General features: G+C 74.1%; 20 protein-coding genes and 4 tRNA genes. 9 read left to right on the top strand and 15 right to left on the bottom strand.

Going from position 1 to position 19,309, the window contains the following annotated elements; all coding sequences use genetic code 11:
* Positions 1-35: 35 nt before the first annotated feature.
* The 9 genes from BLS70_RS14830 to BLS70_RS14790 form a co-directional block, all read right to left on the bottom strand.
* The gene (locus BLS70_RS14830; protein WP_255362489.1) at positions 36-590 is read right to left on the bottom strand and encodes a LemA family protein; all 555 of its coding nucleotides are present in this window, start codon (positions 588-590) and stop codon (positions 36-38) included.
* 11 nt (positions 591-601) lie between these two features.
* A complete protein-coding gene (locus BLS70_RS14825) occupies positions 602-1,807 on the bottom strand; it encodes a glycosyltransferase family 4 protein (protein ID WP_091769565.1) in 1,206 nt (401 codons plus the stop codon).
* Positions 1,807-2,766, bottom strand: coding sequence for a phosphatidylinositol mannoside acyltransferase (locus tag BLS70_RS14820; protein ID WP_218122439.1), 960 nt, complete (start codon positions 2,764-2,766; stop codon positions 1,807-1,809). Before BLS70_RS14820 ends, BLS70_RS14825 begins: the two co-directional genes overlap by 1 nt.
* Positions 2,763-3,395 (bottom strand): phosphatidylinositol phosphate synthase, encoded by a 633-nt coding sequence (gene pgsA, locus BLS70_RS14815; protein WP_091769561.1) that lies wholly within the window; start codon positions 3,393-3,395, stop codon positions 2,763-2,765. Before pgsA ends, BLS70_RS14820 begins: the two co-directional genes overlap by 4 nt.
* Positions 3,395-3,991 carry an HIT family protein gene (locus BLS70_RS14810; protein WP_091769558.1) on the bottom strand — a complete coding sequence of 199 codons (597 nt, stop codon included), beginning with the start codon at positions 3,989-3,991 and terminating at the stop codon, positions 3,395-3,397. Before BLS70_RS14810 ends, pgsA begins: the two co-directional genes overlap by 1 nt.
* Positions 3,988-6,057 (bottom strand): threonine--tRNA ligase, encoded by a 2,070-nt coding sequence (gene thrS / locus BLS70_RS14805; protein ID WP_091769556.1) that lies wholly within the window; start codon positions 6,055-6,057, stop codon positions 3,988-3,990. Before thrS ends, BLS70_RS14810 begins: the two co-directional genes overlap by 4 nt.
* Before the next feature lie 78 nt (positions 6,058-6,135).
* Positions 6,136-7,266 carry a CapA family protein gene (locus tag BLS70_RS21515; protein ID WP_091769554.1) on the bottom strand — a complete coding sequence of 377 codons (1,131 nt, stop codon included), beginning with the start codon at positions 7,264-7,266 and terminating at the stop codon, positions 6,136-6,138.
* A 9-nt stretch (positions 7,267-7,275) separates the two neighbouring features.
* The gene (locus BLS70_RS14795) at positions 7,276-7,827 is read right to left on the bottom strand and encodes an MOSC N-terminal beta barrel domain-containing protein (protein WP_091769551.1); all 552 of its coding nucleotides are present in this window, start codon (positions 7,825-7,827) and stop codon (positions 7,276-7,278) included.
* Positions 7,828-7,836: 9 nt separating this feature from the next.
* A complete protein-coding gene (locus BLS70_RS14790) occupies positions 7,837-8,241 on the bottom strand; it encodes an HNH endonuclease (RefSeq protein WP_091769548.1) in 405 nt (134 codons plus the stop codon).
* 210 nt (positions 8,242-8,451) lie between these two features.
* Between BLS70_RS14790 and BLS70_RS14785 the strand changes: the two genes are divergently transcribed.
* Together BLS70_RS14785 and BLS70_RS14780 are read left to right on the top strand one after the other, a co-directional pair.
* A complete protein-coding gene (locus BLS70_RS14785) occupies positions 8,452-9,279 on the top strand; it encodes a hypothetical protein (protein ID WP_091769546.1) in 828 nt (275 codons plus the stop codon).
* Positions 9,280-9,292: 13 nt separating this feature from the next.
* Positions 9,293-10,672, top strand: coding sequence for a multicopper oxidase family protein (locus BLS70_RS14780; protein WP_091769543.1), 1,380 nt, complete (start codon positions 9,293-9,295; stop codon positions 10,670-10,672).
* A 4-nt stretch (positions 10,673-10,676) separates the two neighbouring features.
* Here BLS70_RS14780 and BLS70_RS14775 read toward each other — a convergent pair whose 3' ends face one another.
* From BLS70_RS14775 to BLS70_RS14765, 3 genes are all read right to left on the bottom strand, one after another.
* Positions 10,677-11,339 (bottom strand): class I SAM-dependent methyltransferase, encoded by a 663-nt coding sequence (locus tag BLS70_RS14775; protein ID WP_091769540.1) that lies wholly within the window; start codon positions 11,337-11,339, stop codon positions 10,677-10,679.
* A 76-nt stretch (positions 11,340-11,415) separates the two neighbouring features.
* Positions 11,416-11,487, bottom strand: a tRNA-Val gene (locus BLS70_RS14770).
* A 41-nt stretch (positions 11,488-11,528) separates the two neighbouring features.
* Entirely contained in the window at positions 11,529-11,999 is a 471-nt protein-coding gene (locus BLS70_RS14765) for a TIGR02611 family protein (RefSeq protein WP_255362488.1), read from the bottom strand.
* A gap of 255 nt (positions 12,000-12,254) precedes the next feature.
* On the opposite strand from BLS70_RS14765, the gene BLS70_RS14760 reads away from it, so the two are divergent.
* From BLS70_RS14760 to BLS70_RS14745, 4 genes are all read left to right on the top strand, one after another.
* Positions 12,255-12,719 (top strand): SsgA family sporulation/cell division regulator, encoded by a 465-nt coding sequence (locus BLS70_RS14760; RefSeq protein WP_091769537.1) that lies wholly within the window; start codon positions 12,255-12,257, stop codon positions 12,717-12,719.
* Between the two features lie 97 nt (positions 12,720-12,816).
* Positions 12,817-12,888: transfer RNA gene (locus BLS70_RS14755), tRNA-Gly, on the top strand.
* A 41-nt stretch (positions 12,889-12,929) separates the two neighbouring features.
* Positions 12,930-13,000 (top strand) — tRNA-Cys (locus BLS70_RS14750).
* A gap of 55 nt (positions 13,001-13,055) precedes the next feature.
* A tRNA-Val gene (locus BLS70_RS14745) sits at positions 13,056-13,127 on the top strand.
* Positions 13,128-13,197: 70 nt separating this feature from the next.
* On the opposite strand, the gene coaE is transcribed toward BLS70_RS14745, so the two are convergent.
* Positions 13,198-13,794, bottom strand: a complete 597-nt coding sequence (gene coaE, locus BLS70_RS14740; protein WP_091769534.1) for a dephospho-CoA kinase — start codon at positions 13,792-13,794, stop codon at positions 13,198-13,200.
* Positions 13,795-13,940: 146 nt separating this feature from the next.
* Between coaE and BLS70_RS14735 the strand changes: the two genes are divergently transcribed.
* Entirely contained in the window at positions 13,941-14,216 is a 276-nt protein-coding gene (locus BLS70_RS14735) for a hypothetical protein (protein ID WP_091769531.1), read from the top strand.
* 275 nt (positions 14,217-14,491) lie between these two features.
* Here the strand turns inward: BLS70_RS14735 and rpsA are convergent, their stop codons facing one another.
* Positions 14,492-15,961, bottom strand: a complete 1,470-nt coding sequence (gene rpsA, locus BLS70_RS14730; protein ID WP_091769528.1) for a 30S ribosomal protein S1 — start codon at positions 15,959-15,961, stop codon at positions 14,492-14,494.
* Positions 15,962-16,179: 218 nt separating this feature from the next.
* Between rpsA and BLS70_RS14725 the strand changes: the two genes are divergently transcribed.
* Together BLS70_RS14725 and BLS70_RS14720 are read left to right on the top strand one after the other, a co-directional pair.
* A complete protein-coding gene (locus tag BLS70_RS14725) occupies positions 16,180-17,031 on the top strand; it encodes a class I SAM-dependent methyltransferase (RefSeq protein ID WP_091769525.1) in 852 nt (283 codons plus the stop codon).
* 55 nt (positions 17,032-17,086) lie between these two features.
* Positions 17,087-17,332: a hypothetical protein gene (locus tag BLS70_RS14720; RefSeq protein ID WP_091769522.1), complete on the top strand. Its 246-nt coding sequence runs from the start codon at positions 17,087-17,089 to the stop codon at positions 17,330-17,332.
* Positions 17,333-17,379: 47 nt separating this feature from the next.
* Here BLS70_RS14720 and BLS70_RS14715 read toward each other — a convergent pair whose 3' ends face one another.
* Complete coding sequence (locus tag BLS70_RS14715) at positions 17,380-19,233, bottom strand: O-antigen ligase family protein (RefSeq protein WP_176946438.1); 1,854 nt, start codon at positions 19,231-19,233, stop codon at positions 17,380-17,382.
* Positions 19,234-19,309: the final 76 nt, after the last annotated feature.

The raw sequence follows: 19,309 nt of genomic DNA, 5'->3' as shown, positions 1-19,309 counted from the left end.
GCGGCCTCAGGGCTCGGGGGGACGGGGCCTCCAGCCTACGGCCGCCCGGCCGCTCCACCCCCGGCGCTGCTCGCGGTGGGCGCCTCCAGCCGGTCGTCGATGTCGAAGAAGCGGGGTACCGGCCGGCCCGCGTGCAGCCGGAGGACCCGCGGCAGCCGCCTGCTGCGCAGCGCCTGGGTGTCGCGCACGGCGTCGTTGTAGAAACGCCGGGCCAGGGCCACCCGCGTGCTGGTGCCGGACAGGTCGGCCTGCACCGAGGCCGGGACGCCGGGGAGGTCGGCGGGCAGGTCGCGCAGCTCACGGCCGAGGGCGTTCTCGGCCGCCTCCCGGTCCCCGCGCGGGATCGACCGGGCCTCGGCCGCCGCCTCCGCCAGGGCGCGGGCACGCAGCGGGCCCAGCGCGGCCGGGTACTCGCGGGCCAGCTCCTCGGCCAGCCCGGCGCGGCGCCGCAGCTGGGCCTCCAGCGTCTCGCGAGCGCGGCTCACGCGGGTCTCCAGGCGCCGCAGGCGCACGAGGGTCCAGGCGGTCCACGCCAGCAGCAGGACGACGACGACCGCGACGGCCGTCCACATCCACGCCTGGGCACCCACGGAGCGGAAGGCTAGCGGGCGCTCCCCCGCCAGCGGGAGCTCCGCGGCGCGACAGCCGTCGGTGGCACGCCCGGGACGTCGTCGTCCTCCCGGGCCGTGACCCCACCGCCGCCGGGCAGCACGACGGTCTCGTAGACGGCGAGGATGCGCCGGGCGAGCACCGTCCAGTCGAAACTGCGCGCCACCTCCGCGCCGCGCGCCGCGAGCTCGGCCCGGCGGCCAGGGTCGGCGAGCAGGTCGCCCAGCGCCGCGCCGAGCGCCGCCGAGTCCCCCCGCGGCACCAGCACGCCCGCCCGGCCGCCGTCCAGCACCCGGGCGAAGGCGTCCAGGTCGCTGGCCACGGTCGGGGCGCCGGCGGACATCGCCTCGATCAGCACGACCCCGAAGGACTCCCCCAGCAGGTTGGGGGCGCAGTAGACGTCGACCGAGCGGAGGAACGCCGCCTTGTCGGCCTCGGAGACCTCGCCCAGGAGCACCACGTGCGGGCGCAGCTCCTCCCCCACCAGTCGGTGCAGCTGGTCGGCGTCGCCCCGGCCCGCGACGAGCAGCCGGGCGGACGGGTGCCGACGGACGACGGTGCGCATCGCCTCCAGCAGCGTGGGCAGGCCCTTGCGCGGCTCGTCGTAGCGGCCCAGGAAGCCGATCGTGGGTGCGTCGCGGGGCACGGAGGGCAGCGGGGGCCCGTCGGCGAAGGCGTCGACGTGCACCCCGTTCGGGATGATCACCGCGTCTCCACCGAGGTGCTCCACCTGGACCCGCCGGGCGAAGTCGGACACCGCGATGCGGCCGCTGATCTTCTCCAGCCACGGCCGGACCACCGGGCCGAAGGCGGCCAGCACCTTCGACCGGGTGGTGGCCGCGTGGTAGGTGGCGACGATCGGCCCGGTCGCGATCATGCACACCAGCAGGGACACCGACGGCGCCGCGGGCTCGTGCACGTGGACGACGTCGAAGCGCCCGTCGCGCAGCCACCGACGCACGCGGGCCGCCGACACCGGGCCGAACTGCACGCCGGCCATCGAGCCGTTGTACGGGACGGGCACGGTGCGGCCGGCGAAGGTGATCCAGGGGTCGGTGAGCGACTCCTCGTGCTCCGCCGGGGTCAGCACCTCGACGTGGTGCCCCATCCCGCGCAGGGTCCCGGCCAGGTCGCGCACGTGGTACTGCACGCCACCGGGGACGTCCCAGCGGTAGGGGCAGACCAGGCCGATGCGCATCAGCGCACCCGCCCCGCGGGAGCCGCCCGCCGGGGTGGGTCGGGCGGCACGTCGGCCCAGATCCGGCCGAGCATGTGCCAGTCCTCGGGCTGCTGGCCGATGCCCTCGGTGAACCTGTCGGCGACCGCCTGCATCGCGGTACCGACCCGCGCGGCCAGCCGCCCCTCACCGGTGACCGGCACCTCGGGGTGCACCTGGATGCGCCACCCAGCGCCGTCGAAGCGCGGCACGGCCGGGAGCAGTGCGGCCCCGGTCCGGGCGGCCAGCAGCGCGGCGCCGCTCGGCATCAAGGTCGGCCGGCCGAAGAAGTCGACCGGCACACCGCCGCTGCCGAAGTTGCGGTCGACCAGCAGGCAGCTGACCCCGCCGTCGTTCAGCCACTCCCGGAGCACCTCCGAGCCCGGCTTCTCACCCCCGGTGAGCGGGGTGACCCTCATGCCCAGCGACTCCCGGTAGGCCAGGAAGCGGCGGTAGAGCGACTCCGGCTTGAGGCGCTCGGCGATGGTCAGGAACGGCTCGCCCAACCAGTCGGCCAGCCAGGCGCCCGCAGCGTCCCAGTTGCCGCTGTGCGGCAGCGCCAGGATGACGCCGCGGCCCTCGCTCCGTGCCCGGGTGATGTGCTCGCGGCCGGGCACCTCGGTGTCCCGCCGGATCCGGTCGATGCCCAGCGTCGGCAGCCGGAAGGCCTCCTGCCAGTAGCGCGCGTAGGACGCCATCGCCCGCCCGGTCAGCTCGTCGAGCTCCGCTTCGGAGAGCTTCCCGTAGGTGGCGACCCGCAGGTTCGCCCGCAGCTGGCGCACGCCGGCGCCGTCCCGGCCGGCGGCGAAGCGGCCGCCGCGGTCGAACCCGGCCCGGGCGACCGGCTCGGGCAGCATGCGCACCGCCCGCCACCCCGCCGCGTACCCCGCGTCGGTCAGCCGGCCGGTGATCCGGCTGCGCAGGCCCGGAGCCTCCGTCACGGCGCCGAAGGGGACTGCGGCAGGCGAGCGCCGGCGGCACCCCTGCGGACGGCGACCATGCGCTGGGCGACGGTGATCGCGCTGCCGGCGACCAGGATCACGAGCGCGACGTGCAGCGAGTACGGGATGCCCAGGCCGGTGAAGCCGGTGCCCACGAGGACGATGATCAGCCGCTCGGTGCGCTCGACGATGCCGACGTCGCAGGACAGCCCGACGCCCTCGGCCCGCGCCTTGATGTAGCTGGTCAGGACGCCCAGCACGAGGCAGATGAGGGACAGCAGCACGAACAGCCGGTTGTCGCCGCCGCCGGAGAACCACCAGGCGAGAGCGCCGAAGATGGCGGCGTCCGCGGCCCGGTCGCCGACGGAGTCCAGGACCGCGCCGAACACCGAGCCGCCGCCGCGGGCGCGGGCCAGCGCGCCGTCGAGCATGTCCAGCATCACGAACATCCATACGGCGAAGGCGCCCCAGAACAGGTGCCCCGAACCGATGAGGAACACCGCGGAGACGACGGCGCCGACGGTGCCGGTGATCGTGATCATGTCCGGCGTGACCCCGGCCCGCACCAGCGCCGGCACGATCGGGGCGACCACCTTGGCGACGGCGGGACGCGCGTTGACGCCGAGCATCAGCCCTGCCCGCCCGGCTCGACGGGAGCCTGCCGCTGCCACGCCTCGGCCAGCAGTGCCCGGGTCTCGCGCAGGACCTGCGGCAGCACGCGGGTGAGGCCGACGACCGGCATGAAATTGGTGTCGCCGCCCCACCGCGGGACGGCGTGCTGGTGGAGGTGGTCGGCGATCCCGGCGCCGGCGACGGCGCCCTGGTTCATGCCGATGTTGAAGCCGTGCGCGCCGGAGACCGCGCGCACCACGCGCATGGCCGTCTGCGTCAGCGCCCCGAGCTCGGTGACCTCCTCGGCGGTGAGGTCGGTGTAGTCGGGCACGTGCCGGTACGGCACGACCATCAGGTGGCCGGCGTTGTACGGGTAGAGGTTGAGGACGGCGTACACGGTCGCCCCGCGGGCGACGATCAGCCCGTCCTCGTCGCTGAGGGTCGGGATGACGCAGAACGGGCAGTCGTGGGCACCGGTGGGCTTGCCCTCCCCGCGGATGTAGGCCATCCGGTAGGGGGTCCACAGGTGCTCGAACACCGAACTCGGCCCGTCCTCGTCGGCGGAGACGGCCACCCGGTAGGGGGTCCCCTCCCCCGCAGCCGCCTCGGTCATCCGGCCACCACGGTCTCGGCCTGCTCGTCGGCCGCCGACGGGTCGACGTTGGACCGGGAGGCGACCCAGTCGACGACCTGCTGCACCGCCTCGTCGACCGGGACCCCGTTGCGCTGGGAGCCGTCGCGGTAGCGGAAGGACACCGCGCCCGCCTCGGCGTCGGTGGCACCGGCGATGAGGACGAACGGGATCTTCTGCTTGCTCGCGGTGCGGATCTTCTTCTGCATCCGGTCGTCGGAGTCGTCGATCTCGACCCGCACGCCGTGCCGCTTCAGTTTCGCGGCCACGTCGTCCAGGTAGGGCACCTGCTCGTCGGTGATCGGGATGCCGACGACCTGCACCGGGGCCAGCCACGCCGGGAAGGCGCCGGCGTAGTGCTCGGTGAGGACGCCGAAGAAGCGCTCGATCGAGCCGAAGAGCGCGCGGTGCAGCATCACGGGCCGCTGCCGGGAGCCGTCGGCGGCGGTGTACTCCAGGCCGAAGCGCTCGGGCAGGTTGAAGTCGACCTGGATGGTCGACATCTGCCAGGTGCGCCCGATCGCGTCCTTGGCCTGGACGGAGATCTTGGGGCCGTAGAAGGCGGCGCCGCCCGGGTCGGGGAACAGCTCGAGCCCGGAGTCCATCGCAGCCTGCCGGAGCGCCTGGGTGGCGCGCTCCCAGCCCTCGTCGGTGCCCACGGACTTGTCCGGGTTCCGGGTCGAGAGCTCCAGGTAGAAGTCGCTGAGCCCGTAGTCGGCCAGCAGGCCCAGGACGAAGTCGAGCAGACCGCGCAGCTCCCCGGCCATCTGCTCCGGGGTGCAGTAGATGTGGGCGTCGTCCTGGGTGAAGCCACGGGCCCGGGTCAGGCCGTGCACGACGCCGGACTTCTCGTAGCGGTAGACGGTGCCGAACTCGAACAGCCGCAGCGGCAGCTCGCGGTAGGAGCGCCCGCGGGAGTCGAAGACCAGGTTGTGCATCGGGCAGTTCATCGGCTTGAGGTAGTAGTCCTGCCCCTGCCGGCGGACGTTGCCCTCGCTGTCGCGCTCCTCGTCCAGCTGCATCGCCGGGTACATGCCCTCGGCGTACCAGTCCAGGTGACCGGAGACCTCGAACAGGTGCCCCTTGGTGATGTGCGGGGTGTTGACGAAGGAGTAGCCCGCCTCCTCGTGACGGCGCTGGCTGTACTTCTCCAACTCCCGCCGGATGATCCCGCCCTTGGGGTGGAACACCGCGAGCCCCGAGCCGACCTCGTCGGGGAAGCTGAACAGGTCCAGCTCCGCGCCCAGGCGCCGGTGGTCGCGACGCTCGGCCTCGGCGACCTGCTCCAGGTAGGCCTTGTGCGCGTCCTTGCTCTCCCAGGCGGTGCCGTAGATGCGCTGCAGCTGGGGGTTCTTCTCGCTGCCGCGCCAGTAGGCGGCCGCACTACGGGTGAGGCTGAACGCCGGGATGGCGCTGGTGCGCGGCAGGTGCGGCCCGCGGCACAGGTCGGTCCAGATCCGGTCGCCGCTGCGCGGGTCGAGGTTGTCGTACATGGTCAGCTGCGCGCCGCCGACCTCCACGTCGGCGCCCTCGGTGTCAGCAGCACCGCCCTTGAGGCCGATGAGCTCGAGCTTGTACGGCTCGTGCGCGAGCTCGGCCTGCGCGTCGGCGTCGCTGATCTCCCGCCGGGAGAAGTACTGCCCGGCGCGGACGATCTCGGTCATCTTCTTCTCTAGGGCGGTGAGGTCCTCGGGGGTGAAGGGCCGCTCCGGGTCGAAGTCGTAGTAGAAGCCGTTCTCCACCGGCGGGCCGATGCCCAGGCGGGTGCCGGGGAACAGCTCCTGCACCGCCTGCGCCAGCACGTGGGCGGCCGAGTGGCGGATGACCGCGCGCCCGTCGGCGCTGGCGGCCGCGACCGGCTCGACCTCGGCGTCGGCATCCGGGGTCCAGGCGAGGTCCTTGAGCTCGCCGCCGGCCACCTCCCGGACGACGACGGCGCCGTCGGGACCCTTGAGCGGGACGCCGACCTCCTTGAGCGCCTGCATCGCCGTCGTCCCGGCCGGCACCCGGACGGGTCCGACGGCGGTGGGCGAGGGCGGGGTCGACACGAGGGCGCTCCAAGGGTGGTGGGCTGGGACGAGGAGATGGGGTGGTCGGGCGCATCCGAGCCTAGTGCGCGGCCCGCCTCACTCCGGCACGACTTCCAGTCCGGCGGCCACCGCGCCCCGGCTGTCGAGGACACCCGCGATGCGGGCGGAGCTCTGCGGGTCGGCCGGCACGATGCGGACGGCGTCGGCGCCGATCTCGATCCGGAGGGGCACGGCCTGGGCCTGCGACACCGTGAACCGCCCGTCGGCGCCCCGCGTGAAGGTGAACCGGGCGGCGACGGAGTCCTCGGTCGGGTGGCCCCGGGTGGCGTGCTCGGCCAGGTGGTTGCCGAGGCCGTAGGCCGCCCACTCGTCGCCGATGCGCTCGAAGGGCTGCACGACGTGCGCGTGGTGGCCCAGGACCAGGTCGACGTCCGGCGAGGCCAGCAGGGCGCGTACGGCCGCCACCTGCGTCGGCGTCGGGTCGTCGTCGTACTCGAGGCAGCAGTGCAGGCTCGCCACGACGACGTCGGCACCCGCGGCGCGAGCCCGGGCGGCCGCGGCCAGCACGCCCGCGACGTCCGGGAGGTCGGCGACGTCCACCGACCACTCCCGTCCGGCGGGCAGCGGCACCCCGTTGAGGCTGAACGTGGCGGCGACGTGCCCCACCCGCACGCCGTCGAGGTCGACGATCGTCGGCTCCCGGCTCGCCTCCTCGGTGCGGTGCGTGCCGGTCGTGCGGATCCCGGCCGCCTCCAGGGTGTCGAGGGTCCGGGTGAGCCCGTCGAAGCCGTCGTCGAGGGAGTGGTTGGAGGCGGTGGAGCAGAGGTCGTAGCCGGCGCCGGCGAGGGCGTCCACGATCTCGGGCTGGACGGCGAAGCTCGGATAGCCGCGGTAGGGCCCGCCGGCCTCGGCGACCGGCGTCTCCAGGTGGCAGACCGCCAGGTCGGCCGCGCCGATCAGCCCGGCGACCGGCGCGAAGACGTCCGCGAAGTCGTAGGAGCCGTCCGGGCGCCGGGCGCCCTCGGTGAGTGCGCGCCCCTGGTGCACGAGCACGTCGCCGGTGGCCACGAGGGTGAAGCTGTCCGGCGGTGGCGGTGGCGCGGTCGACGACGGAGCCGGGCTCCCCGCCGTGGTCGACCCGGTCGCGTCGGGCTGCTCGCCGCCGCCGGAACAGCCGGCCAGCACCAGGACGACGACGGCAAGTGCTCCGGATCGGCTGCGCGGCACGGCCGCAGGCTAGAGCAGGACGGCGTCCCCGACGCCGATCTCGCCGGGCTGTCGCACCTCGGCGTAGACGCCCAGGCAGTGCCTGGGCGTCCGGGTCACGACGAGTTCGGCCGCGCCGATGCGCAGCGTCCGCCCGACCCAGGTGCGCTCGTCCTCCCCGTCGGCCAAATCGAGCAGCAGGTTGGCGCGGGGATCGTCGGCGGAGCAGCCGTCGGGGACGTCCCCGGCCGCGGCCCGCTCGATCGCCTGCCGGGACACGAGGTGCACCGCCGCCACGTCGGCGCCCGACCCGTCCGGGTTCGCGCGCAGCCGCACCGCCCGGCCGATCGCCTCCGAGACGGCCCGCGCGTCGGCGTCCGGGTCGCCGCTGGGCCGCAGCCCGGCCATGGCCGGCGCGTGCTTGGCGCGCACGACCTCGTCGCTCGCGCCGTCGACCACCGTCCACGCCCGGTCGCCCTCGGGGCCGCGCGCGTCGAGTCGCACGCGGTCGCGGGCCGTTCCGCCCAGCGACTTCACCGGGTAGATCCAGATGCGCGTCACCCGGCCGGCCGTGGTCGTCACGGCTCGACCCTAGGCGGGCATCGCTCGGCCACCGCTGCGGCGGTGGAGCCGGCGCAGCTGGGCGTCCAGGTAGGGCCGGGCCCGGCGCTGCCCGCCCTCGCGCTCGATGACCTCGGCCAGTACGGCCAGCGACCGGCCCAGCCGCGCCTCGTCGGGGTCCCAGCCCCGGCGCAGGCACTCCTCGAGCCACTCGACCGGCCCCCGGTGCCCCCGCTGGGCGTTGCAGCGGCGGCACGCCGCGACCTCGTTCTCCAGCCGCGAGGGGCCGCCCTTGACCCGCGGCACCACGTGCTCGGTGGTGGGTCCGATGAGGGCGGCGAAGCCGCGACCGCACCAGATGCAGGTGGGTCCGTCGCGCTCGAGGACGGCGAGCAGCCGCACGGCGCGGGCAGGCTGCGCGGGGCTCCGGGACATCGGCCCCATGGTCCTCCCGGCCGTGCCGGTGCGCTGCGGAACCCGCTGTGAGCAGCCCCGCACAGGAGGTCCCGGATCGCTGCCGGCGTTCCGGGCCGAAGGTCCCAGTCGTGCTCGCGAGCACCCGAGGGAGCCGGCGCCGGGTGGACCCTCCCCGGTCATGGCGGCCGGCAGCCCGTCGATCGCCCCGGTGAAAGGCGAGGAGCAGACATGACAGGACGGACACGGCTGCGCCGCTGGTCCACGGGCAGCGCCGCAGTCCTGCTGGCCGCCGGACTGGCCGCCTGCGGATCCGACGACGACGGCGGCGGGGACACCGCGGCCGGAGGGACGAGCGCAGCGGAGTCGGGCGCCGACCCCGCCGAGTTCTGCGAGGCGGCGGTGGATCTGGAGGCCGGGTTCTCCTCCGGTCCCGGGCCCGACGAGAGCGCTCCACCGGAGGAGCAGCAGGCCGCGCTCGAGGAGTTCTCCGCGACGATGGAGCCCCTGCTGGCCGAGGTCGAGGAGACCGCCCCCGAGGACATCTCCGAGGACGTCGAGACCGCGGCGGGGCTGGTGCGCGAGGGCATCTCCGGGAACGACCCGTCCGTGCTGGAGAGCGCGGAGTTCCAGGAGGCCGACGACGCCATCGACGAATACATGCTCGGCGAGTGCGGCTACGAGCAGATCGAGGCCACCGGCGTCGACTACGAGTACGAGGGCCTGCCGGACACCGTGCCGGCCGGCGTCGTCGCGGTGACCTTCACCAACGAGGGCGAGGAGGTGCACGAGATCGGCATCGCGCGGGTCAACGACGACGTCACCGAGCCGGTCGAGCAGCTGCTCACCCTCCCCGAGGAGGAGGTGTTCTCGAAGCTCCAGGTCATGGGCGTCACGTTCGCCTCGCCCGGCGAGTCCGAGACCACGTTCCTGCGCATGGACGAGGGCCGGTACGGCGCGGCCTGCTTCATCCCCGAGGGCACGACGCACATGGAGGCGATGGGGTCCGGCGCTCCGCACTTCACCCTCGGCATGTTCGCCGAGTTCACCGCCGAGTGACCGGGGTTCCCCGATGCCGGCGACACGGCGGCAGTTCCTGGGGCTGGGCGCCGCGGCCGGGCTCTCCCTGGTCGCCGGCTGCTCCGGGGACGGCCGGCCGGCCGCGGCTCCCTCGTCCCCGGGGGGACCGCGGCTGACCGCCGTCCCGATGCGGATGGATCTCGCGGGCCGGGAGATCCCCACCTGGGGCTACGGCACCGTGCCGGGCCCCGAGATCCGCCTGCGCGCCGGAGACGTGCTCCGGGTGCGCCTGGACAACGGGCTCCCCGAGGGCACCACCGTCCACTGGCACGGCCTGGCGCCCCCCAACGGGATGGACGGGGTCCCCGGGGTCACCCAGGCCCCGGTCGCCCCGGGCGCCGGCTTCACCTACGAGTTCGAGACCCCGGTGGCCGGCTCGTTCATGTACCACGCCCACGTCGGCATGCAGCTCGACCGCGGGCTCTACGGGCCCCTGGTCGTGGAGCCGCGGACCGAGGAGCTCGCCTACGACCACGAGTACACGCTCATGCTCGACGACTGGCGGGACGGCCTCGAGGGCCACGCCGACCACGGCTCGTCCCCGCCCGGTGGCGACCCCGATCCGGTGGACGCCGTGTCCTTCGGCGGCCGGGCCTACCCCCTGCTGCTGGTGAACGGGCGCCCGCCGGACGATCCGCCGGTTCTCCGGGCCCGCCCCGGTGACCGGCTGCGCCTCCGGGTCATGAACGTCGCGGCCGACACCGGTTTCCGCTTCGCCGTCGCCGGCCACCGCCTGACCGTCACGCACACGGACGGGATGCCGGTCGAGCCGGTGACCGTCGATGCGCTGCGCCTCGGCATGGGCGAGCGGTACGACGTCCTGGTCGAGGCGGCCCACCCGGGCGGCGTGTGGCAGGTGGGCGTGCAGGCCGAGGGCCGGGGCGGCTGGGGGCGCGCGGTGCTGCGCTACACCGGCAGCGAGACGTCGTCGGCGCCCGCCGTGGCCGAGCGGCCCGCGGAGCTGGACGGCCGGCTGGTGACCTACCCCGATCTCGTCAGCCGCGAGCCGCTGGCGGTCCCCACGGGGACGCCCGACCGCGAGTACGACCTCGAGCTGTCCGGCACCCAGATCGGCGGACAGAGCCACCCCGACGCCGATCCGCTGCCGGTCGTGGAGGGCGAGTGGGTGCGCGTGACGATGCGCAACACCAGCGCGAAGTGGCACCCGATGCACCTGCACGGGCACCACTTCCAGGTTCGCACGCCGTCGGGGCGCGGGCCGGTCAAGGACACGGTGGCCGTGCCGTCGCGGGGCGGGGTCGTCAGCTTCGACTTCCTCGCCGGCAACCCCGGCGACTGGCTGTTCCACTGCCACAACCACCACCACATGGAGGACGGCATGGTGCGGGTCGTGCGCTACGGGCCCGCCTGACCTGCTACGCCGCCTTCCGCGCCATCAGGAAGCCCTGCGGGATCCGCGCCGCCACGCTGCCCGGATCGGGTGCGCGCACGAGGCGGGCGGTCACGTCGAACCCCGCGCCCTCCAGCAGCGCGGCGACGTCGTCGGGCAGCAGCCGGTGGAAGTCGAGCCGGACCGGCCGGCCGAACGCCTCGTCCAGGTACAGGGTGTCCTCCCCCACCTGGAAGGCGAGCAGGACGTGGCCGCCGGGGCGGAGGACCCGGCCGAACTCGCGGAGCACGTCCTGTCGTCGGCCGGCAGGCACGTGGATGAGCGAGTACCAGGCGACGAGCCCGGCCACGCTGCTGTCGGCGAGGGCGAGCGCCCCCATCTCACCCACGTCGAAGACGATCCCGGGATGCGCCCGGCGCGCGTGCTCCACCATGGCCGGTGACAGGTCGACGCCCCGCGCGGGCACTCCGAGCCGACGGGCGAGATGGCCGGCGATCGTGCCCGGGCCGCAGCCGGCGTCGAGGACCACGGGGTCGGGGTGGTCCGCGAGCACCGACTCGGCGAAGGCACCCAGCAGCGCCCGGTCCAGCGGAGCGGCGTCGAGGGAGGCCCGGGAGAGGTCCCCGTACTGCTCCGCCAGGGCGTCGTAGCCGGCCCGCGTCGCGGTGAGATCCGCGGGCTCGGTCACGGGAACCTCCTGGGACGGCGGTGAACGACGAAGGGCCAGGTCCGCCCTCTCGGGTGGACCTGGCCCTGCGTGCCGGTGGGCGATACTGGGTTCGAACCAGTGACCTCTTCGGTGTGAACGAAGCGCTCTACCACTGAGCCAATCGCCCGGTGCGGCCGCTCACGACCGCGGTGCCATTCTGCCAGACGCTCAGCGCCAGAGCGGTACCCACCCCGGCACCCAGTCCGGGACGCCGAGGACGTGCAGCGTCAGCACCACGACGCCGTAGACGAAGGCGGCGGTCGCCAGCCCGATGAGCACGCGCACCCACACCGACTGGGCGCCGACCCAGTCGGTCCAGCGGGTCACCTGCTTCTTGGTGAACTCCAGCAGCTGCTCGGCCCAGGTGAACTCGCTGGCCAGGACGAAGAGCCCCGCGAACACGATCAGCCAGCCCGGACCGGGCAGCGGGATGGCGGCCAGCCCCAGCGCGACGATCAGCCCGCCGACGAGGCCGACGCCGACCCGGTAGGCGTGGTTCGTGCTGCGGCGGGCCGCGAGGCGCCGTCGCCACTTCGTGTCGGCGACCCGCTCGCGGAGGCTGGTCACGTCGTCGGTGTCGTAGCGGGCCCGCCGGTCGCCTCGCGATTCGCGCTCCGGGCGTCGGTCCGGTGGGGCCACGGTCTCCTGTCCGCTCAGCTCGTCACCTCCCCGCTCGTGGGCGCTCCGTCGTAGGAACGACGCCCGGAGCCTACGTCCGGACCGGACCCACGAACGAGGTCTGCAACCTCATTGGTCACGCCTGCACCAAAACCGTTTCCGAACCCTTCTCGGCGGACACACAAGCAGTCATGACCGACATGCGAGGCTGGTGGGACGGATGTGACTGGAGTGACGAGTCGCGTCACTCCCGCAGCGGAACGTCGTTGACCTGACATGACCAACCGCTGGAACCCCGGTCACACCGCGCCCGTCACGCTGCAGCTCATCGGCCCGCAGTCGTGGACAGAGGTGCCGGCACTGCTGTGCTACGACGCGACGGACCCGTTCGCGGTCCGCATCGCCTTCGGCGACATCGGTGACGACAGCGGCGTCGTCGACACCGACGACGGCATCGCCTGGCTGGTCAGCCGCGAGCTGCTGCAGGACGGCCTCGACCACCCCTCGGGCGACGGCGACGTCCGCGTCTGGCCGAGCGCCTCGGCCAGCGACGTGCTCTTCCTCCACCTGCGGGCACCGTCGGGTGAGGCGCTGTTCGAGCTGTCGCGCGCCGTCGTCGCCGGCTTCCTGCGCCAGACGGAGGCCCTGGTCCCGTCCGGATCCGAGAGCGGCCTGCTGCACCTCGACGACGAGCTGCACGTCCTGCTCTCCAACGGCGGCGCGGACCCCTCGGGGCGCTGACCTGCAGGAACGCTGCCCGAGCGCGACGCGCCGGACCGTGAGGGGGACCCCCCTCGTTGGACGCCGGAAGGCCGTCAGGTAACGTTTCTCCTGCAACGCGGATGTGGCTCAGTGGTAGAGCATCACCTTGCCAAGGTGAGGGTCGCGGGTTCGAATCCCGTCATCCGCTCGGAACCTCGGGCGCTGATCGCGAGATCAGCGCCCGCGTGCGGTGGAGTGGCCGAGAGGCGAGGCAACGGCCTGCAAAGCCGTCTACACGGGTTCAAATCCCGTCTCCACCTCGTTCTCCTCTGCGGAGCACGAGCGCGGAGGAGGGACCGGTCGCGAGACCGGGCCGGGCGATTGGCGCAGCGGTAGCGCGCTTCCCTGACACGGAAGAGGTCACTGGTTCGATCCCAGTATCGCCCACCGAAGGACCCCAGGACGCCGGCGGCGCCTGGGGTTCTGTCGTTCAGGCGGTGCGGCGCCCACTGCCGCGCTAGCCACGCGCCGGCTCGACCCGCTCCTCCCAGAAGCGCGCCACCTGATCGGCCAACTGCTCGCGGGTGCCGCTGTTGTCGAGCACCACGTCGGCCACGGCCCGGCGCTGCTCGTCCGTCGCCTGCGACGCGATACGGGCGCGCGCGTCCTCCTCGGTCAGCCCGCGCTCCACCAGGCGGGTCAGCCGCGTGCCGAGGTCGGCTTCGACGACCAGGACCAGGTCGTAGGTGCCCGCCTGACCGGTCTCCACCAGCAGGGGGACGTCGTTGACCAGGACGGCGTCCGACGGCGCCCCGGCGATGAGCTCGAGGGACCGCTCGCGGACCAGCGGGTGGACGATCGCGTCCAGCCGCGCGCGGGCCTCGGCGTCGGTGAACACGATGGCCGCGAGGGCGGGTCGGTCCAGTGATCCGTCGGCGGTCAGCACGCCCTCGCCGAAGGCCTCGGCCACGGCGGCCAGTCCCGGCGTCCCCGGCTCCACGACCTCGCGGGCGATCCGGTCGGCGTCGACGACCACCGCGCCGCGGGCGGCGAGCAGACCCGCGACAGTGCTCTTCCCCGAGCCGATCCCACCGGTGAGTCCGATCCGCAGCATGTGCGCAGAGTAGCGACCCGGCCGCTCCGACATCACGGAGAGGTAACACCCGGGCGAGACGCCCGGCGCGTCGCACCAGTCACACCAGTCACAGGACATAACTTCGGCCCCGGCGATCTTCCCCCGCCGAGAGAGGCAGACCCATCATGTCCCGTCACCGGCCCGCCGCCGACTCCCCGTCCGTCCGCGCCGTCTCCAGCGGCACCGGCCGGCACCGCCCGGGTGCCGCCACCGGCATCCGCTGCGCCGACATCCCCGCCGTCCGCGAGCGCATGGCCTTCCAGCGCCCCGTGCCCGGACCGCGCAACGCCTTCCTGCGCTGGCTGGTGCAGACGCCGCCCGCCGGCCGGCACACCTGGAGCTTCCTCGCCGGCAACGGCGGCCGCCCCCGCACTGCCTTCGCCATCATCCTCAGCCTCTAGACCTTTCCCCGCCGGAACGTCCCCGCCCGCGCACCGCAGCGCGCCGGCGCAGCGGACGGCCGGCGCGACGGCGCGCTGCGGTGCGTCGGCCCAGGGGGGATCTGGGCCGCCGTCCGGCACACGCGGACAGGCCCCGTGGACCAACGGTCCACGGGGCCTGTCGTCGTCTCCGCACGTCGGGCCGCGCGTCGGGCCCCGGACGTGCCGGAGGCCCAGGACCGCGTGGGTCCTGGGCCTCCGGGTCAGCGCCGAGTCATCAGCGCCGCACTAGCGGATCACTCGCCGCCGGCGAGCTTGGCCCGCAGCGCGGCCAGGGCCTCGTCGCTGGCCAGCGTGCCACCGGTGCTGGCCGGGGCGTCCGGACCAGCGGCGTCCTCGCTGGAGTAGCTGCCACCGGCCGCAGCCTCGGCGTCGGCCTCCTTGGCCGCCGCGATCTGCTTGCGGTGCGCCTCGAACCGGGCCTGGGCCTCGGCGTACTGCCGCTCCCACGCCTCGCGGGCCTCGTCGAAGCCCTCGAGCCACTCGCCCGTCTCCGGGTCGAAGCCCTCGGGGTAGATGTAGTTGCCCTGCTCGTCGTAAGACGCGGACATGCCGTAGGCGGCCGGGTCGAACTGCTCCTCGTCGCCGACGACGCCCTCGTTGGCCTGCTTGAGCGAGAGCGAGATGCGGCGGCGGTCCAGGTCGATGTCGATGACCTTGACCAGGAGCTCGTCGCCGACCTGCACGACCTGCTCCGGGATCTCCACGTGGCGCTCGGCCAGCTCGGAGATGTGCACCAGGCCCTCGATGCCCTCGTCGACGCGCACGAACGCACCGAAGGGAACCAGCTTGGTGACCTTGCCGGGGACGACCTGCCCGATCTGGTGCGTGCGGGCGAACTGGCGCCACGGGTCCTCCTGCGTCGCCTTCAGCGACAGGGAGACCCGCTCGCGGTCGAGGTCGACGTCGAGAACCTCGACGGTGACCTCCTGACCGACCTCGACGACCTCGGACGGGTGGTCGATGTGCTTCCAGGACAGCTCGGAGACGTGCACCAGGCCGTCGACGCCGCCCAGGTCCACGAACGCACCGAAGTTGACGATCGAGGAGACGACACCCGTGCGGACCTGGCCCTTGGCGAGCTTGTTGAGGAACTCGCTGCGCACCTCGGACTGGGTCTGCTCCAGCCACTGGCGACGGGAGAGGACGACGTTGTTGCGGTTCTTGTCGAGCTCGATGATCTTGGCCTCGAGCTCGCGGCCCACGTAGGGCTGCAGGTCGCGGACGCGGCGCATCTCGACCAGCGAGGCCGGGAGGAATCCGCGGAGACCGATGTCGAGGATGAGGCCGCCCTTGACGACCTCGATGACGGTGCCGGTGACGACCTCGTCGGCTTCCTTCTTGGCCTCGATCGTGCCCCAGGCGCGCTCGTACTGTGCGCGCTTCTTGGAGAGGATCAGCCGCCCTTCCTTGTCCTCCTTCTGGAGGACCAGGGCTTCCACCTCGTCGCCGACCTTGACGACCTCGTTCGGGTCGACGTCGTGCTTGATGGAGAGCTCGCGCGAGGGGATGACGCCCTCGGTCTTGTAGCCGATGTCCAGCAGCACCTCGTCCCGGTCGACCTTGACGATGACGCCCTCGACGATGTCGCCATCGTTGAAGTACTTGATCGTCGCATCGATGGCGGCGAGGAAGTCCTCGGCGCTGCCGATGTCGTTGACGGCGACCTGGGGGGTGCTGGAAGGACGGACCTGAGTGGAGGTCATGTGGTTGGTTGCTCCGGACGGTTTATGCGTAGGGACAGGACGTCCCGCGGCCGGGAGGCCTCGGGATGATCAGCGGGGAGAGCCGGCTCTGGCGTTCCGTGTGGGGAAAACCACGACAGACCTCTGGCGCATTCCTCATCGTACGGAAGTCGGGACGCCGGGGTCCACCTGGGTCCGGGCCCTCGTCGGCCGCTGCGGCGTGTCACGATCGGCGTGTCATGAGCCTCATCCCTCCGCCGGACGCCGGGCTGCCACTGGGCAGTGACGGCTACCCGGCAGCAGGTGGCGTCGCCCGCCGCCCGGCCGGTCAGAACGAGTCTGCGCGCGCCAACCGCCGCTGGTGGGACGCCGCAGCTCCGGCCTACCTCGCCGAGCACGGCGCCGACCTCGGCGACGCGGACTTCCTCTGGTGTCCCGAAGGTCTTCGCGAGGCCGACGCCCGACTGCTGGGGGACGTCGAGGGCCGCCGCGTGGTGGAGATCGGGTGCGGGTCCGCGCCGTGTGCCCGCTGGCTGGCCCGGCAGGGTGCCGACGTCGTTGCGCTGGACCTCTCCGGCGGCATGCTCGCCCGCGCCGCGGAGCTCAACCGGGCCACCGGCATCGCGGTGCCGCTGCTGCAGGCCGACGCCGGTGCCCTGCCCCTGGCCGGCGCATCGGCCGACGTCGTGTGCTCGGCGTACGGCGGCCTGCCCTTCGTCGCCGACGCCGGTGCCGTGCTGGCCGAGGTGGCGCGGGTGCTGCGGCCCGGCGGGCGCTTCGTGGCGTCGGTGAACCACCCGATGCGCTGGCCCTTCCCCGACTCGCCCGACCCCGACGACCTGCAGATCACGTCCTCCTACTTCGACCGGCAGCCCTACGTGGAGACCGACGGGTCGGGTCGCACGGTCTACGTCGAGCACCACCGCACGGTCGGCGATTGGGTGCGGGCCGTCGTCGGTGCGGGGCTGGTCCTGGAGGACCTGGTCGAGCCGGAGTGGACGCCGGGCCGGACGCAGACCTGGGGGCAGTGGTCCCCCGAGCGCGGCGCCCTGGTCCCGGGCACGCTGATCCTGGTCTGCCGGCGCCCCTGACGCGCGGGCGCCCGGATGGCTGTCCCGGCACCCACCGCCGCAGTTCACTGCCGCCGTGCAGGTCTGCTTCGTCACCCATGCCGAGGTCGCGGTCGACCCCTCCGTGCCGGCGACCGGTTGGGGCCTGTCCGCCGCCGGACCGAGCCGGCTGGCCCACCTGGTGGCGCAGCCCTGGGTGGGAGAGCTGAGCGGGGTGGTCTGCAGCACCGAGCGGAAGGCTGTCGAGACGGCGGAGGTGCTCGCCGGCGCCGCGTACGTGCCCCGCACGGAGGCCGGGAACGGCACGACCCTCCACCTCTAGTCGACGGTGACAGTCGCCTGAGGTAGGTGACCGGTCGTCGGGGTCGGTCAACCGTCCAGGGCCTCCGCCCGATCCCGCGCGATCCGCGCAGCCGCCGGCCTGCCGGCCAGTTCGTGCACGCGCGCGAGGTTCGCCCATGGCGCGGCGCTCTCCGGCGCCGAGCGGCCCGCAGCCAGCAGGTGGCGTTCCGCGCCGTCCCAGTCGCCCTGCCGCGCGGCCACGACGCCACGCAGGAGCAGCGCGTCGGGGTTCGCCGGGTCCTGGCGCAGTGCCCGGTCCAGCGCAGCGGCCGCTCCCGGGAGGTCGCCCTGCGCCTCCCGTACCGCGCCCAGGTCGAGGTGGACGTCCGCGCCCGCGCGCTGCTCCGCCAGCGGGACCAGCCAGCGATCGGCGCGCTGCAGCGCGTCGGGATCCCCGGTCCCGGTGCCCACCACGGCGAACGCGTGGCCGGCCACCCGGCCCACGGAGGGATCCCACCAGCGGAGCGCCGCCGCTGCGCCGAACGCGTCGTCCGACCCCGCCAGGTCCCCCTCGCCCACCGCGACGACGCCGTGCCGCAGCGGGATCTCGGCGACCGCGCCCGACGCCGCCAGCGCGACGAACGCCCACGCGCCGACAGCCACGACTCGATCGGCCGTCGCACGCGCCGAGCGTTCCGCCGGCCCGGCCAGCAGCGCCCCCGCGAACAGCGCCGCCAGCGGCGTGTGGCCGGGTCCGGTGAAGTGCACGAGCAGCACGACCGCGTAACCGGCGAGGCCGGCGCCCAGCCCCACGGCCGCCCCCACCGACCGGGCGGGGTCGCCCCGGGCGCCCCTCCAGGCCTGCCGCGCCACCAGCACCCCCAGCACGCCGACCAGGAGCACGAGCAGCGGCCCACCCACCAACAGCGCCTGCAGAGGCCAGGCGTGCGGGCTGTCCGGAGGGTTCTCCGTGCCGAGCGCGGCGTACCAGCCGGCCTCGTGGACGCTCCGGACCGCGTCTCCGAAGCCGCCCGGGCCGGTACCCAGCACCGGCCGGTCGGTGTACAGCTCCAGCGCCTCCTGCCACAGCGTGGCGCGCCCGCTCGCCGTGTCGTCGGCGAGACCGGCTCCGAGCACCCGTCGGCGCACGCCCGGCACGAGGAACGCCGCGGCGACGATCCCCACGAACGAGCCGGCCAGCCAGAGCCGCACGCGCCGGCCGGGGAGCGCGACCAGCAGGACGACCAGGACGACGACCGCGCCGAGCAGCGCTCCGCGGGAGCCGGACAGCACCACGGCGAGCGCTGCCGCCACGGCGCCGACCCGGGCGTGGGCGTGCCTCGACCGCACCGCGGCCGCCAGCAGCGGCCCCAGCGCGAGGACCGCCCACGCGCCCTGGTCGCTGGCGTTCCCGAGCAGTGAGCCCGGCCGGTCGACATCGCTCACCAGCGGTCGGATGCCGAACGTCTCGAGCACCGCGAGCGCCGCGACGGCGACCGCACCCACCGCCAGGAAGCGGAGCAGGAGGCTCTCGACGCCGGCGGACCGGGCCGGGCCCAGCAGCCTCGCCCCGCTGACTGCAGCCCCCAGGTAGAGCAGCCCGACGGCCAGGCCCTCGTACCGGGGGGCGGCGCCCACCAGGCCGGCGACCGGATCGGCGCCGACGAGAGCAGCGGCGACGGCGACCAGGCCCGCGGCCCCCGACAGCAGGAGGACCGCACGGGGCAGGCGGCCGCGGGACGGCGCCCGGAACGCCAGGGCCACCCCCGCCGCGGTGACCGCCAGCTTGGGCAGGACGAAGCGGTTGAGCGCACCCGGCAGCACCGCCAGGCCACCGAGGACGAGCAGGCCCAGCGCCCATCCCTCGAGGCTCGACGGGCCGGGAGCGCTCCGACGACCCCGGGTGGCGGGCCGCGCTCGCGTGGCTCCGACCACCTGCACCCCCACTCCCGCGTCGCTGCTGTCGGCGATGCGGCGCGAGTCTGCCAGCAGGCACGTGACCTGCGAACTCGCGACA

The organism is Blastococcus aurantiacus, assembly GCF_900102425.1.
Lineage (GTDB): Bacteria > Actinomycetota > Actinomycetes > Mycobacteriales > Geodermatophilaceae > Blastococcus > Blastococcus aurantiacus.
Note: the sequence above shows the minus strand (reverse complement) of the source record. Positions and strands in the feature narration are given on the sequence as shown.